Annotated in this window: 12 protein-coding genes; 7 read left to right on the top strand and 5 right to left on the bottom strand. The window is 50.2% G+C overall.

Annotated elements, in window-relative coordinates:
* Window positions 1–132 precede the first annotated feature (132 nt).
* Window positions 133–1896 carry a cellulase family glycosylhydrolase gene (locus tag H6G21_RS01595; RefSeq protein WP_199306958.1) on the bottom strand — a complete coding sequence of 588 codons (1764 nt, stop codon included), beginning with the start codon at window positions 1894–1896 and terminating at the stop codon, window positions 133–135.
* A 1045-nt stretch (window positions 1897–2941) separates the two neighbouring features.
* Here H6G21_RS01595 and H6G21_RS01590 point away from each other — a divergent pair.
* Window positions 2942–3676, top strand: a complete 735-nt coding sequence (locus H6G21_RS01590; protein ID WP_190569788.1) for a hypothetical protein — start codon at window positions 2942–2944, stop codon at window positions 3674–3676.
* A gap of 302 nt (window positions 3677–3978) precedes the next feature.
* Here H6G21_RS01590 and purB read toward each other — a convergent pair whose 3' ends face one another.
* From purB to H6G21_RS01575, 3 genes are all read right to left on the bottom strand, one after another.
* The gene (purB, locus tag H6G21_RS01585) at window positions 3979–5274 is read right to left on the bottom strand and encodes an adenylosuccinate lyase (RefSeq protein ID WP_190569786.1); all 1296 of its coding nucleotides are present in this window, start codon (window positions 5272–5274) and stop codon (window positions 3979–3981) included.
* Between the two features lie 258 nt (window positions 5275–5532).
* Entirely contained in the window at window positions 5533–6366 is an 834-nt protein-coding gene (locus H6G21_RS01580; RefSeq protein WP_190569784.1) for an SH3 domain-containing protein, read from the bottom strand.
* Window positions 6367–6686: 320 nt separating this feature from the next.
* Complete coding sequence (locus H6G21_RS01575; protein ID WP_190569782.1) at window positions 6687–7403, bottom strand: SH3 domain-containing protein; 717 nt, start codon at window positions 7401–7403, stop codon at window positions 6687–6689.
* Window positions 7404–7830: 427 nt separating this feature from the next.
* Between H6G21_RS01575 and H6G21_RS01570 the strand changes: the two genes are divergently transcribed.
* The 6 genes from H6G21_RS01570 to H6G21_RS01545 all read left to right on the top strand — a co-directional run bounded on the left by H6G21_RS01570 (window position 7831) and on the right by H6G21_RS01545 (window position 14183).
* A complete protein-coding gene (locus H6G21_RS01570; RefSeq protein WP_190569779.1) occupies window positions 7831–8178 on the top strand; it encodes a hypothetical protein in 348 nt (115 codons plus the stop codon).
* A 110-nt stretch (window positions 8179–8288) separates the two neighbouring features.
* The gene (locus tag H6G21_RS01565) at window positions 8289–9809 is read left to right on the top strand and encodes an AAA family ATPase (protein WP_190569777.1); all 1521 of its coding nucleotides are present in this window, start codon (window positions 8289–8291) and stop codon (window positions 9807–9809) included.
* A 158-nt stretch (window positions 9810–9967) separates the two neighbouring features.
* Complete coding sequence (locus H6G21_RS01560) at window positions 9968–10321, top strand: DUF1257 domain-containing protein (protein ID WP_190569775.1); 354 nt, start codon at window positions 9968–9970, stop codon at window positions 10319–10321.
* A 162-nt stretch (window positions 10322–10483) separates the two neighbouring features.
* Window positions 10484–11332, top strand: coding sequence for an inositol monophosphatase family protein (locus H6G21_RS01555; RefSeq protein WP_190569773.1), 849 nt, complete (start codon window positions 10484–10486; stop codon window positions 11330–11332).
* A gap of 172 nt (window positions 11333–11504) precedes the next feature.
* On the top strand, window positions 11505–12203 hold the full coding sequence (locus tag H6G21_RS01550) for a Crp/Fnr family transcriptional regulator (protein WP_190569771.1): 699 nt from the start codon (window positions 11505–11507) through the stop codon (window positions 12201–12203).
* 240 nt (window positions 12204–12443) lie between these two features.
* A complete protein-coding gene (locus H6G21_RS01545; RefSeq protein ID WP_190570456.1) occupies window positions 12444–14183 on the top strand; it encodes a M61 family metallopeptidase in 1740 nt (579 codons plus the stop codon).
* On the opposite strand, the gene H6G21_RS01540 is transcribed toward H6G21_RS01545, so the two are convergent.
* The gene (locus H6G21_RS01540; protein WP_190569769.1) at window positions 14146–14847 is read right to left on the bottom strand and encodes a hypothetical protein; all 702 of its coding nucleotides are present in this window, start codon (window positions 14845–14847) and stop codon (window positions 14146–14148) included. The genes H6G21_RS01545 and H6G21_RS01540 overlap by 38 nt on opposite strands.
* Between the last annotated feature and the right edge of the window lie 10 nt (window positions 14848–14857).

Below are 14857 nucleotides of genomic sequence, written 5' to 3'. Positions count from 1 at the left end.
GATGGTTGCACAATATTGATTATGAGAATTGAGCACCATCATCAATCTAGCAAAATCAAACAAGCCTGGCAGGTTATGCAGCAGGCTTGTTTTTTTATCAAAAATTAACCGCCCATTCAACAAACTGTTGTCTCAGGTTTTGACTGCCTGAAAGTTTCGTGGTTGGGGATTCGGGCCTTTCTTGTCGGCACAAAATCCCAGGTCGATCGTTTGGCGAGGGGTTAAGGTCTTGCCCCATTCAGCAGGTTGCACTTGATAATTCCCTGCGCTTTGGACTGTGAAGGAGCCATTCCAAGACTGTGTGATAGTGGCATCAACCATGTTAAAGCGCAGAAGCCAGTTGGAAATCGCTTGCTGAGTGGGATTGCTGACTTGAATCCTGGTACAAAACCCCGTTTCCCAATCAGATTGTTTTTGGACTTGGACTTGCAATGGGGTCTCTAAATTGGGCGATCGGGGGGAACTCAACACCGGGCTAGGCGACACCGAGGGCGTTGGCTGGGGACCTGGCTGTGATGGGGAGGTTGGGGTCGGCGTGGGGACTGGAGAAGGTATGGGCGACTGACCACCAACAGGGGCCATTGTTAAGGTCGGTAACAGGACGCTGAGCAATTTTTGTTTATTGCGATCCACAGTTTTCCAGTCATCTAGCAGTAGACCACCAGTATCGCCACTATTAGGATTGAAACTCCAGTAGGCAAACCCTAAACGATTGGTTTGCAGAAATTGCACAAATCGCTGCTGCCAAATGCCTTCTTTGGATTGGTTGTCGGTTTGGCGACCCCCAAATTCCCCCACCCAAATGGGCGCGATACCTCGCTGGGCAATGTAGTAGAATCCTTGATTCCAACGGGAGACTAAGTTATTGGGAAAGCGCTTGTCGGCAAACCAGGGTTGGGCAAAGACGCCGGGGCCATATTCGTGGGGCGAGTACACAACCCGATTCGGCACTGATAAGCGAACTGGGAAGCGATCGACCCCTTCTAGGTTTCCGCCCATCCAATGTTTCAGCTTCTGACCGGGAACGTTATTTTCAACGCCTTCTACGATAATCAGCCAGTTGCGATTTACCTTCAGAATGGCATTACCCGCCCGCTCGGCGGCCAGTCGCCAATCCGTTGCCCGATCGCCCGTTCCCCAACTGGCTTTCCCGTGGGGTTCATTTTTCAAGTCAGCCCCGATCACATTTGGCTGATTTTTGTAACGCTCCGCCAGCATTGTCCAGGTATTCACCCAGTCGGCTTCTGTAAAGCCATCACCGTACCAGAGTTCAGGAATTCGTTGGTCATTTAAGCGATGGCTATCTAGTATCACAAAGAGCCCCTGACGACCGGCCTCTTGCACCACTGCATCCATCACTTGCAAAGGTGTTTTGTTCTTGAAAGTGGCATTTCCGGGCAGATCAAAGTTAATCCCCGAGAGGGTTTGAGATTTTAAGCTAGCCAGGGAATAGGGCAAACGAATCACGTTGTAACCCATTTGCTTGATTTGGGCAACCACATCAACGTAATCTCGCTCCCAAAGTCCGTGGGGGGCATGGGTTTCGGTTTCCAGGCCAAACCAATTGACGCCTCGCAATAGAACAGTGCGTCCTTGGGCATCAACAATCTCACTTTTGCGCGTAGATAAAGGAGGTTGCAAAACTCCTGCCGTTTGAGCTTGAGCCACTGGAGAAAATATTTGCCCAGACGAAAATACTGGCCCAGATAATAACGCCCCGATCGGCCATCCTAGGTGCAGACAAACTGAGGTAATGGCAGTACAAAGTGCCAAGCTCAGCATTCTGAAGCCAACAGACCTAAGCCATTGCCTGGATCGGTGGAGCGATCGGGGTTTGGCATGGGTGACTGAGGAAGGTGGACAGGGCGAACCGGGTTGTCGAGAAGAATGTGCCATGGGTCAGAGGGATACAAGGTACAGCAAACTTATCATTGAGCTCATTCATGTAGCGAATTCATTGAGCTGAACTGCGACGGGTTGAATTCACTCGATCGAGGCCAGATGGAATAAAAGAAGACAAAAGGTGTACTCCGTATTCGGGATTTTATGACGTCATTGTTGGGGGGAAAAAGTTCCGCGATCGGCCCATCTTTGTGAAAAGGCCATGGGTTTGTGAAAGGACCGTCTGGTTGGGAGAAGGGTGGATACATGTGATTCGGAATACACCCTGGCATAAATCAACAGCCCTGGGTGCGTCTAGTCCTTCAAAAAGATGGGTCTGCCCCTGTATTTCTGACTAGATAAACTCTGCTACATTTCTTATGAAGTGCTTAGGCTTAAATGCTTAGTTGATGATTCAGCTTCAATGCTCAGCCCCATTTCCCAGGCTCAATCCAGGGGGATAGGTCTGCTGTGATTCTGGGTAGAGTGCCTGACGGTTAGGTGAATTGCGCATTCCCCCTGCCTCAACACCTTGGGAGTATCTACGGTTATAGATGCCCATGAAGACCTGAAAAATCGCTGAAAATCGTCCTTATCAACGGTTTTCGCCTCCCTTTGTCGGCATATCTAGTTAGTGTTATCAGGGAATTTACATAAACTTGTCTATGTTGGAAGCATTCTTCATCGGATTTACAACATATACCTAGGCGTTAGCCCTTAATCTGGTATCAAAGGTTGAGCGCCCTTCCCAAAGAGTTCTGGGCTGAAGTGTTCTGACTTAGACCTTATTCGGACTTGAGGTATTCACCGGAAGCGCTTTTCTCCTTGTTTTTCTTCTACCAGTTTGTCTCCATCTTGCTAGATACCTAGATACTCAGAGTTACCCATTATGTCTAGAACCTTCTTTGGCAACATCCTAGTTCCTGCTGTTCTGCTCTCTGGCGCAAGTGTCGCTTTTATGTCTGTTGCTCCGGCGGTCTCCAGCACCGACTCAGTCACTGACTCAGTAGAAGTTACCTCCAAAAGCACCTCTCTGATCGGTTCACTGCCAATCTCCGAAATGAAAACTTCTGCTGCTTCCTACGTAGGCTTAGCCAGTGCAGGAATGTTGGGGCTAGGCATCTCAGGTTTAGCTGTTCGTGGCTGGCGTAAATCGGCCCGGAAGGTCAGCCTGATGGAGCAACAGTTGCAAACACTACAAACCAATTTAGAAGTTCGCGATCGTCAACTACAGCAGTCTCTTCTTTCAGAGACTCATTTACTGCAATCGGGATTAGACTTCTTTTTGGAAGATGAGTCTACGGCAGTGGCTCCGTTGGCAGAGGCACCTGCGCTTCCAGTAGCCGAAGCTGCTCATGGTTCTTCGGTTCAGCCATCTACCCCAGCAACTGTCGCTCCTGCCCAATCCTTTGCTGTCGCAAAAGCCGAAGTTGACTTGACGCCCATCAAGGTTTCGCCCGTTAGCATTCATGCTGCCGTTTCTCCGCTCCATGCAGCCCAAGGATTTCTGAGCTTTTCTCGCGTGGGATATGGGGCATCCCAAATGGCAGCTGTTGAATCTCAAGCGCTGCCTGTCCAACAAGAGGTTGTCGTCCCTCAAATTCAAGATCTACAACTGCAACTGCAACAATTGGTTGCTCAGATTGAGGTTCTGCAAAGCAATCTACAGCCGATCGAGAAACCCAGTGCAGGGAAATTTGAGGTTGCTGCTATGCCAGAGAGTAAAGCTGTATCCGTCATGCCACAGCGGTCTCAAACGCTGGATCACACCTGGGTAATGCAACGCGCTGTTTAGGTCGCAAGCGTTAGGTTGCAAGCTGTGTAAGCGGCAGAACTGGTTGAACAGTTGGTTGAAAATTTGAGTTGTCCATAGGTCGCAGTCGATCAGGCTGCGACTTTTTTTGCGACTTTTTTGTAGATTCGACCATGGCGTCCTGCCAATGGTTTATCCTGCAATGGCCTGTAGATCTGATACAAACCTGATCCCAAGATGGGAACTGGAGGAAAATCGAGCAAACCAGGGGATGACACAAAGTCCCAGCCCCTGGCTCACATCCTCTAATTGACTCGCTTTGTAATTGACTCGCTTTGGCCTGTCTAGATGCCTAACCGTTGATAGACCTGATCGAGATTTTTTAGATGATGCTTGGCGTCAAAACAGTCAGCAATTTCTTCGGGAGAAAGCAGTGCCTTGACTTGCTCATTGGCTTCAATTTTGGCGCGGAAGTTTCCCCCTTCTACGTTCCATTCCGTATGGGCACAGCTTTGAACGATCGCGTAGGCTTCTTCCCGTTTCATGCCTTTACCAACCAAGGTCAGCAGCACTCGTTGACTGAAGACCACCCCACCGTACAGGTTCATGTTGCGGGTCATGTTTTCGGGATAGACCAGCAAGTGCTTGACTAAATCCGTGATCTCCACCAGCATAAAGTGCGTCAGGATGCAGGCATCTGGAAACGCCACCCGTTCCACAGAACTATGGGAAATATCCCGTTCGTGCCATAAAGCCACGTTTTCCAAGGCAGCGACCGCATACCCCCGAACTAACCGCGCCATTCCGGTCAGCCGCTCCGATCGAATCGGATTGCGCTTGTGAGGCATGGCAGAAGAGCCTTTTTGTCCTTTCGAGAAAAATTCTTCTACTTCCAGGACATCCGTGCGTTGTAAGTTACGAATTTCCACGGCAAACCGCTCGATCGAAGCAGTCACCAGCGCCAGCCCATTCATAAACTCAGCATGGCGATCGCGGGAAATGACTTGGGTAGACGCTGCATCTGGTTCCAAACCCAGCTTCTGACAGGTTAGTTCTTCAATTTTTGGATCGATATTGGCATAGGTGCCCACTGCACCGGAAATTTGACCCACTGCGATCGATTTCTTAATGGCACAGAGACGATCGCGGTTGCGAAGCATTTCTGCCAACCAACCCGCTAACTTAAATCCGAAAGTCATTGGTTCTGCATGGATCCCATGGGAGCGACCAATCATGACCGTATCTCGGTGCTGTTGCGCTTGGTAGCGGATTGCTTGAATGCAGTCCTCCAGCTTTTGCATAATCAGATCCAAACTGGCGACAATCTGTAACGCCAAGGCGGTATCCAGCATGTCAGAACTAGTCATTCCCAGGTGGATGTAGCGACCTGCATCCCCTACGTACTCATTCACATTGGTTAAGAAGGCAATCACATCATGCTTGACTTCTTTTTCAATTTCTAGAACGCGGTTGATATCAAACTTTGCCTTCGCCTTGATCTCGTCTACCGCATCTTGGGGAATGTAACCCAATTCAGCTTGGGCTTCGCAGACTGCGATTTCCACTTGCAACCAGGTTTGTAGTTTATATTCGTCACTCCAGATTGCGCCCATTTCGGGCAGTGTATAACGCTCGATCAAGGTCCTGTCTCAGAAATACAACCGTCACATTGTAAGGCAATGGGTACCCGAAATTTGTCCGAGGTTGTATCCAACTGTGTAATCAGTGGCCACGGGAAAATTTATACCTGCTGAGGTCAGTGGCGAAGCGGGCGATCGCGAACCTTCGCGCAGGGGCTAAACGAGATGGTTGCGTAGGTTATGGCCCGCTAACCTACTGGGACTCAAGAACTGGATGAATAGAGACCGAATGAATAGAGACCGGATGAATAGATATGCCTACTGGACTTCCACTTGGAAACGGTACTGATATCCTTTGTAATTGGAATCCAAGACAATTTGATAGTCCCCTGATAAGGCAAGTTTCTGTGTCCAAGATGCTTGCCGATCGTCCATACCAACCAGAAATTTGCCCTTGGGATCCCTTACGGCTGGGAGTGGGCCTTTCTGTCGAGTAATGGTGAGGGTTTGGCCTTGGCTCAGTTGTACTCGGTAGATATGGCTACCTGTGCCAATGAACTGATCCCCAAGGGTGGCACGAATACTTCCCTGGGCAAACGTTACCCGTTCAGTTTTCTCGTTACAGCCACTCTGGACCACAGACTTTGCGATCCAGCCCTTTGCTGGAGTCGAAATTCGGAACCAATCATCTTTTTCTTCCACCACAGTCAGAAACGTACCATTTTTGAGCTGGCTGACGATCGTGCTTCCGGAGGCAGTACTGGGTTGCGATCGCAAATTGCTAGGCGGGTTCGGATCACTCACCTTGGCCATCGTTACTTTGCAGCTTTCAACTTGCCGAGTCGGAGTTGCTGAAGAGGGGTCTACAGACTGGCTTCCGTTAGTATCGGTCGGGACATCGGAACCCATGACAGGCTGATTATTATCACTAGCAGTAGGACTAGGGGAGACAGTCCCCAAACTCGGGCTAGGGGAGACAGAGACCGTTGGCGGTTGGGCAGCGTCCTGATTGCCTGACACAGCCGACGGCAGAGCCGTTGGGGTAGCCATGGGCGAAGATTCGGGTTTTGGTTGCACCAGGGCCAGTGTCCCCACCGTAACGGCTGCAACTCCGGTTAAACCCGCAGCGACTAAAGCAGATTTAGATGCCATATTTCAGCCTTCCTAAACGCGATCGATTGAAGAGCTATATCGCTATGGTAGGAAGGATATTGGCTTCCAAACCTTGAGACGACATGAAGTTTTGCCCTTGTCTTGACCTTCACAGGAAAGCGAAACCATCGCGGAAACCCGACTAAAAACGTTACTTCAGCAGCAACATTAGGGGCAATATTAGGAAACACTGTACCCACCCAAGTCCGAGTGGATGGGTAGAGAGGTCGATGGGTGCATGGGTCGATGAAGCGGGGATGGCGCGAAGCGCTGACGGCAATGATCTCGATCGCTCAGACTTTATCTCGATCGCTCAGAACTTATCTCGGCAGCTCAGCGGTCAACTGTAGTTCGATCGCCCGTTTGACTAAAGGAGCCATTTTAGATCGCCAATAGCGGATATCTGGGACAGTATGCATCATGGCTAATACCATTTGAGGCCGTCGGGTGGCGATCGCGACTTCAGCCTTACCGTAAGCATCCTCCGCTTGCTTCCACTTCACCGTCATACTGCCCATTAAGTTTTCCACTTGAGTATAGGCGGGATCTTCAGCGGGAACCTGACGCAGACGATTAAGAGCCCCTGCTAAATTCCCGGCGTGCCATTGCTCCTGGGCTTCTGCAATCAGTTGGCGGCTGGAAGCTGGATGAGCCAATTCTAAGGGCTTTCTGTCTGAACGCTTACCCGATGTATCACAGGTTGTCACAGTCAAATTCCGGTAGACCCAGCCTGAAACCGGCGCATTGATTTGCAACCAACCGTCGCGTTCGTCTACAACGGCTAGATTAACTCCATTTTTGATGGTTCCCACAATGTTGTCTGGCGCAATGCTTGGGGTCGATCGCACATTCAACAAAGGTTTCGGATCTGCGGACAACGTTTGGCAATCACTCAATTTGGCCAGTTGTACGGGGGAGGCATTCCTGGGATCAAAGGATTGGGATGGCTTCGGGCGTAAGGTTGCATATCCCACACCAACGACCGTAACCCCCGCTGTCAGCCACATTCCAACCACTAATGGCAGTTGCAATTTCATATTCACCCTGTCCTTACTGTGACGAATCCTTCCAAACCCGTAAGCACCAAATCCGTAAACGCACTGAGCTGTGACAATTAAGCCGTGACAATCAACCACGAACTGCCTTCAGTGTGCCCAAAGTCATTGGAAAACTCGAACCCAGAAACCGCCCATTCAATCAATGTGCCGACTGAAAAATTTAAGTAACTCCACGGAAGAAGCGGGAGACGCACCCGTCATCGCACCCATCATCGCACCCGTCACGCACCCGCCAAGTCGTTAGGCCCTGGTTGTATTGCCCTCGCTTGCTCACTGACCCTTAACTCAGATCGACAATTGTAAACATATGTTTCAGTATTGCCGTCAAACCGGCATTCTGTCTTGACAGCTTCCTGTACAATCGATAGGGTAATATGCATACCCGGGTAAAACGATTTGAAGTTATATGCAAGATAAGCAGAAAGTTACGTTGTATCTCCCCTCTGACCTGCATCGCCAACTCAAAATTCGTGCAGCTGTCGATGCTGAACCCATGTCTTCCCTAGCAGAAAAAGCAATTTGTTTTTATCTCACCCATCCTGAAGTGGTGGAATCAGTGGAAGCGATCCAAGGTCAGACCCATCGTGTGTACGCTTGCCCGGAGTGTCAATCCTCTCTGGTCATGCGGGAAGGGGAAATGGTGACTCTAGGGCAACAGCCTGGAGCCGTTCAGGAAGCCGCACTGTCTCTGGATGCAGTTGCAAGTACCGAACTTGTTTCTGATCAGAGTGAAGAAGCGCTGGTTCCCTGTTAATTCATAGGATTCGACGGCTTCGGCTTTGTTGAATCCTTCTAAAGGTTCAGTCTGGGTTGCTTTGTTCATTGCATTCTCTGCAACATCCCTAACTTTGTGGTGGATCGTCTATGCAAGAAGAACTCAGTGTTCTCATCCAAGCTCAATACCCGCTCATCTATCTTGTAACTTCCGAAGAAGAACGAGCCGAGCAAGCAATCTCAGAGGTTGCTCAGAATAAGTTGGAGCGAACTGTTTATAGCTGGACGTTAACCCAAGGGATGGTTCAGTATGGACGTACAGGCCAACCGCCCCAACCCGGCACCATTCCCCCCCAGCAAGCGATCGCCACAGCGATTCGACAGTCGGAACCTTCCATTTTTATTTTTAAAGATCTTCATCCCTTCCTCCATGACGGGACTGGCAGTGCAGAGGTTGTTCGTTGGATCCGCGATGCGATCGCAGCCTTCAAGGGCACTCAGAAAACGATTATTCTGATGTCTCCCGTGCAGCAAGTGCCGATCGAGATGGAGAAGGAAGTTGTTGTGATTGACTTTGCTTTGCCTTCCATGGCAGAGATTAACGATGTGCTGTCTCGGCAACTGGTTTCTCCCCGCGATCGACGCCTTTCGACGGAAAGTCGGGAGAAGCTGTTGAAGGCAGCCCTAGGGCTGACCCGTGACGAGGCTGAGAAAGTCTATCGCAAAGCCTATGTCACAGCGGGTCGCATGACCGAAGAAGAAGTTGATATTGTTCTCTCTGAGAAGAAACAACTGATTCGCCGCAATGGCATCCTGGAATACATTGAGGAAGACGAAACCATTAATGCCGTTGGTGGGCTAGAAGAGCTAAAGCACTGGCTGAAGCAGCGTTCCAATGCCTTTACTGAACGGGCTAGGGAATATGGTCTCCCCCAACCCAAGGGAATGCTGATTTTAGGCGTTCCGGGTTGCGGTAAATCTTTAATCGCTAAGACCACATCCAAGTTGTGGGGCTTGCCCTTACTGCGTCTTGATATGGGTCGGGTTTACGACGGATCGACGGTCGGTAAATCTGAAGCGAATCTACGGAGTGCCCTGAAAACTGCGGAATCGATTTCCCCAGCCATTCTATTTATTGACGAGTTGGATAAGGCCTTTGGTGGAGCCGGGGGATCGGCAGACTCCGATGGCGGCACCTCCAGCCGGATTTTTGGTTCCTTTTTGACTTGGATGCAGGAAAAAACCTCCCCTGTATTTGTCATGGCTACGGCAAACCGAGTCGAACGGTTACCGGGCGAGTTTCTCCGCAAAGGTCGGTTTGACGAGATTTTCTTTGTTGATCTGCCCAATGCGGATGAGCGGCAGGATATTTTCAGAATTCATCTTCTCAAGCGGCGTCGGGACATCGATCGCTTTGACCTCGAGCAATTGGCCAATGTTTGCGAAGGCTTTTCCGGCGCAGAAATTGAACAGGCTTTGATTGCTGCCATGTATGAAGCGTTTGCTCAGGAACGAGAGTTCACTCAATTGGATATTATTGCGGCCTGTCGCGCTACGATGCCGCTGTCCAAGACGATGACTGAGCAAGTTACTGCGCTTCGAGACTGGGCTAGGCAACGTGCCCGTCCAGCGGCAGCCTCCATCGCAGAATACCAGCGATTGGAGTTCTAACAAGCTTTCTCCTGGTTCCCAACAGGAGGGAGGCTAGTTCACTTGAGCTAGCACGTAACAAACAAAGCGAATAGCTACTTCCCAATAGCTAAATGCTTTTGACACTGTTTCTTTGACACTGTTGTCGTTGTTTGCAAATTTCCACGGAGGAAACTCTCATGTCTCACTTTAGCACTCTGCGCACCAAAGTCACCGATGCTGAAATCCTGAAAAACTCTCTGCGGGATCTCGGGATCAACGTCAAGAGTGAAGCCGATGTTCGCGGATACAATGGTCAGCGGGTTCGGGCAGACATCGTGGCTGTTCTGGATGGCGAGTATGATCTGGGTTGGTCTCGCAATGCAGATGGCACCTTTGATCTGATTGCGGATCTCTGGGGTGTGGCCAAGAAGCACAACCAAACGGAACTGATTAATTCCATCAACCAGAAGTATGCCGTCAACAAAACCCTGGCAGAAGTAAAACGGCCTGGGTTGAGCAATGCTAACGTCAAGCTGGTACTGCAAAAATAGTTTCTCTGCGCGTTCCCAAGCTGACGGGTTAGCCACTGGTTAGCCCGTTTTCTCTGGCGGAGGTGCCCGATCGGGTACCTCCGCTGCGCTTTGAACCGTCGAATGCTAGGGTTAAACAGTCAATTGTTTGTTAACTTCCTGCCCTTTTTGAGAAGAATCATCATGCAACCATTAACCGAGGAGTTGGTTCACCGGATCAATCGGATTGTGCGGGACTGTGGCCAATCTGCTAAACACCTTGCAGGTCAAGGGTTTGAAGTCTATCAAAAAGGGCCAGGGGATTATGTCACAGACGTCGATCGGGCCTTAGATGAGCAACTGACCCAGGCGTTTGACCAACTCTTTCCCGATGACAAGCTCGTGACGGAAGAAAATAGCGCCTCCTTACAAGGGTTTCACGATCGTACTCAGCGCATCTGGTGCGTAGATCCGTTAGATGGAACCCAGGATTTTATCAATGGTGATCCTGACTACGCAGTTATGGTGGGCGCATTAGGACGTGAGCCGTTGGCGGGCTGGATCTATGCACCGGAATATGATGCCTTGTATTTTGGGGGGCCGGGAATTGGCCTATGGCAACGCAAAGGAGAGCTAGAGCCCTGTCCACTGACGCCTTCCCCAACAGAACACAGTCAGCGATGGATTATTGGGTATAAGGATCTGCAGAATTATGGCTCCATTATTCAAGCGCAGCTCCCGAAAGTTGAATTTTGGCAGCGTCCAGGGAGCTTTGGGCTCAAGGTGCTAGAAGTGGTGCAGGGGCAGGCTGGAGCTTACATTTATTTAAATCAGCGGGTTAAGGTTTGGGATACGGTTGCCCCCCTGGCGATCGCCCAAGCAGCGGGATTACAGTGCTGTGATTTACAGGGGCAGGCCATTGGGTATGCGCCGGATCAGATTCATCCCGAGACCTTAGCCCACCTGCAACCGATCGTGATTGGCTGGCCTACAGTCGTTCAAGCGTTGCTGCCAGCTTTGGCCTTAGCCATTCATGCGGCAGTGGTCCCCTAAAGGGCTCGCCCGATCGGGTGGACTTCGGTTTGATGCAGCTTTTATTTAGGATTCGGGGCACAATAAAGTCACGAGCAGCCTGCATCCACTCATAGACTGAGGATCCGTAAATTCTCACAATTGAACCTTGATGCAGGCCCCACGTCCGCTCTTTTCCCCCTGAACTGCTTCCATGCAAACCGAAGTTATCAGTGAATTGTTTCCTCTTCTTGCTGCCGCTAATCCGGAAACGTTGGATTGGTTGCTGTCTGTTGCTGTTGAGCATGAATACCCTTCAGGTCGAGCTGTCTTGATGGAAGATGCCTGGGGAAATGCTGTCTACTTTGTCCTGTCGGGATGGGTCAAGGTGCGGCGTCACTCGGGCAGTGGGGAAGATGTTGCTACTTTGGCAATTCTCGGGAAAGGGGATTTCTTTGGCGAAATGGCCGTTTTGGATGAGTCCCCCCGATCGACGGATGTAATTGCACTGACCCCGGTTAAACTTTTGAGCATCGCGGCGCAGCGGTTTATCCAAACCCTGTTTAAAGATCCCCAATTGCATCACCGGATGTTGCAACTGATGGTCCGTCGGCTCCGACAAACCAACTTGCGGTTTCAACTCCGCGATCAACCCCCTGCCATTAAGCTCATTCACACATTAGTGACCCTGGCGGAAGCCTATGGCCAGCCATCGGGGACAGGCGTGGATATTTTCAATATTGCAGCCAAGGATCTCGCCGATGTTTCCGATATCAATGCCGATGAAGCGGCCAAAATTCTGGTGAAGCTGACGGAAAAAGGATGGGTCAAAATTGATACGGAACGCCAGACGATGCATCTGCCCAACCTGAAGCAACTGCATCAAATTTTGCACAAAGCCAATGGTGGATAAATGATTGGCGGATCAATGATTGGTGGATCAATAATCTGTGGGAAATAACGGCTTCGATGGTCAGACATTTTGCAGTTATTCCTCCAAACGGTAGTCACCCAGGAAATCCCTACGGCATGATGGATATATCGTCTTGTCGGAGGGTTTTCCGTGGGTCAAGAAGAACTCGTCTATACGTCAGCCCCGCATACTTGGGAGACAGTGGGTCAAGATCATGATCGGGAGCCCTCGATCGATCGAATGGCGGCCTTGAAGTTACATTACCAAGTGGCAATGCCCCAACCGACGAATCACTTGTTTGAGGTGACGTTAGAGGTGACGGGTTGGAGCCAGGACGTTTTAGAGGTGAAGATGCCCGTGTGGACACCTGGGTCCTATCTGGTGCGGGAATATTCCCGGCATCTCCAAAATTTTGAGGCGGTCACTCCCTCCGGGGAGCCATTCGTGTTTCAGAAGTTAGCCAAAAATCATTGGCGCATTCAGACCCAGGCGCAATCTACTGTGGTGATTCGCTACCAGATCTATGCCAATGAGTTAACAGTTCGAACTAATCACCTCGATCGCACCCATGGCTACTTTAACGGCGCAGCAACCTTTTTCTACATTCCAGGGTATCAAGCGCAGCCGATCGAAGTGACGATCGTGCCACCCAGTTCTGATTGGCAGGTGGCAACAGCTTTGCCGGAGATTGGGGAGAATACCTTTTTGGCGCGGGACTTTGACACGTTGGTGGATAGTCCGTTTGAAATTGGCTTACAGAGCCGATTTGACTTTGAAGTGCTGGGCAAGACCCATCAGTGGGTGATTTGGGGCAAGGGTAATGTAAACCCCGATCGCTTGATTGCGGATACCCAACGGATTATCGAAGCAGAAGCCCAAATGTTTGGTGGGTTGCCCTACGATCGCTATTTATTTATTTTGCATCTCACCAATGGCTATGGGGGGTTGGAACATAAGGATTCTTGTTCGCTCATTTACGATCGCCATGGATTTAGGAAACAGAAGGACTACGAATCATTTTTGCAATTAGTGGCCCATGAGTTTTTCCATCTTTGGAATGTCAAACGCATCCGACCGCAAGCGTTGGAGAAATTTGATTATGATCAAGAAAACTACACACCTTCGTTATGGTTTTGTGAAGGGGTAACGAGTTACTACGACAATCTATTTCCACTCCGTGCAGGCATCTATGGTGCTAAGACCTATCTCAGGTGTTTAAGTCAAGAAATTACACGCTATTTAACAACGCTGGGACGCTTTGTACAACCCTTAAGTGAATCGGGATTTGATGCTTGGATTAAACTGTATCGACCGGATTCTAACACGCCCAACTCCCAAATGTCCTATTACTTGAAGGGCGCAATGGTGACACTTTTATTAGATCTAGAGATCCGCAAGCGCCATCACAATCAGAAATCCTTTGATGATGTGATGCGCATCATGTGGGAAAAGTTTGGCAAGGATGAGATTGGCTTTACGCCCCAGGATGCGAAATCTGTGATTGAAGCGGTAGCAGGCACTGATTTAACGGACTTTTTCGACCGTTACCTGCATGGGCTAGAGGAGCTAGATTTTGGGGCTTATTTCCAGGAATTTGGCCTTCGGTTAGAATCTAATGCTGACAAAGGACTCGCACCAACGTGGGGCGCGCGAATTGTGGCGGAACAGAACCGAACGATCGTGAAATCGGTAGCCTTTAATTCCCCAGCGCAGTTAGCGGGTCTGGATGCGGGGGATGAGTTGATTGCGATCGATGGATTGCGGGCAACGGTGGATGGGGTGAACGATCGCTTACAGGCTGCCCAGGTAGGGGAGGTGCTAGAAGTGACGTTTTTCCATCAAGATGAATTGCTCTTGGCTCAAGTGATTTTGGCGGAACCCCAGCCGACTCAGTTTAAAATTGTGCCAGTGGAGTTACCTACGGAGCGTCAGGCATCTTTGTTTACAGGGTGGTTGGGGGAATCTCTGGCAGATTTGTAATCAGGGTGTTGGCAAGGACGGTAATGGCCGATAGGGGTGAATTGACGATCGTAATCGGGGGGTGAAGGCAGGGAAATTGCATGACATCTGCGGGGGTTTGTTCAGAGGGGTTGATGCTTGCATCGATGCGGTTGACTGTTTGCAGGGCATAGGTCACGAGTTCTGAGCAAAAGAGGGCGGATAAATCTTGAGGATTGCCGCCGCAGAGGTCGTCCATGGCATCCATGCCTGCCCCGATCGCTTGAACGAAGTCGTAGGAGACTTGTTGTTGCTCAATCTCCCATAACCAGGCTTGTAGATGACGAATTTCGGATTCGCTTAGGGGAGGGTGGAGGGCAGCCCAGCGCACAGGGGTTTGGCTGGCGGCAATACGATGGGAGAGCCATTGGAGTTGGGCTCCAAAGTTGTGCTGACCAGTGCCCACGCTGGGAAGGCTGGTGTCGATGTGGGATTCCGCAATGAGAATGTTGTCACCTTCGTCGTTGGTTCGATCGACGGAAAAGACAATGGCAACATGAACGTGATCAGATTGAGTGGCAATTTTGACAACATTGGACGGGATGTCGCTACCGGAAAAAACAAGAACGTCGCCGGGTTGAATTTTGAGTTGTAGGGCGGCGTAGGAAATTTCGCTGGGGCGATCGAGTTGACTATCCAATGACATATCACCATTC

The sequence above is a fragment of the Alkalinema sp. FACHB-956 genome (assembly GCF_014697025.1).
GTDB lineage: Bacteria > Cyanobacteriota > Cyanobacteriia > Leptolyngbyales > Leptolyngbyaceae > Alkalinema.
The sequence above is the reverse complement of the archived record's forward strand: the minus strand, read 5'-3'. Positions and strand labels throughout refer to the sequence as shown.

Coding starts and splice junctions, on each gene's coding strand:
- H6G21_RS01560 (WP_190569775.1), top strand. CDS start 9,968: ATGTCTCACTTTAGCACTCTGCGCACCAAAGTCACCGATGCTGAAATC.
- H6G21_RS01570 (WP_190569779.1), top strand. CDS start 7,831: ATGCAAGATAAGCAGAAAGTTACGTTGTATCTCCCCTCTGACCTGCAT.
- H6G21_RS01555 (WP_190569773.1), top strand. CDS start 10,484: ATGCAACCATTAACCGAGGAGTTGGTTCACCGGATCAATCGGATTGTG.
- H6G21_RS01545 (WP_190570456.1), top strand. CDS start 12,444: ATGGCGGCCTTGAAGTTACATTACCAAGTGGCAATGCCCCAACCGACG.
- H6G21_RS01575 (WP_190569782.1), bottom strand. CDS start 7,403: ATGAAATTGCAACTGCCATTAGTGGTTGGAATGTGGCTGACAGCGGGG.
- H6G21_RS01550 (WP_190569771.1), top strand. CDS start 11,505: ATGCAAACCGAAGTTATCAGTGAATTGTTTCCTCTTCTTGCTGCCGCT.
- H6G21_RS01540 (WP_190569769.1), bottom strand. CDS start 14,847: ATGTCATTGGATAGTCAACTCGATCGCCCCAGCGAAATTTCCTACGCC.
- H6G21_RS01580 (WP_190569784.1), bottom strand. CDS start 6,366: ATGGCATCTAAATCTGCTTTAGTCGCTGCGGGTTTAACCGGAGTTGCA.
- H6G21_RS01595 (WP_199306958.1), bottom strand. CDS start 1,896: ATGGCACATTCTTCTCGACAACCCGGTTCGCCCTGTCCACCTTCCTCA.
- H6G21_RS01590 (WP_190569788.1), top strand. CDS start 2,942: ATGAAAACTTCTGCTGCTTCCTACGTAGGCTTAGCCAGTGCAGGAATG.
- H6G21_RS01565 (WP_190569777.1), top strand. CDS start 8,289: ATGCAAGAAGAACTCAGTGTTCTCATCCAAGCTCAATACCCGCTCATC.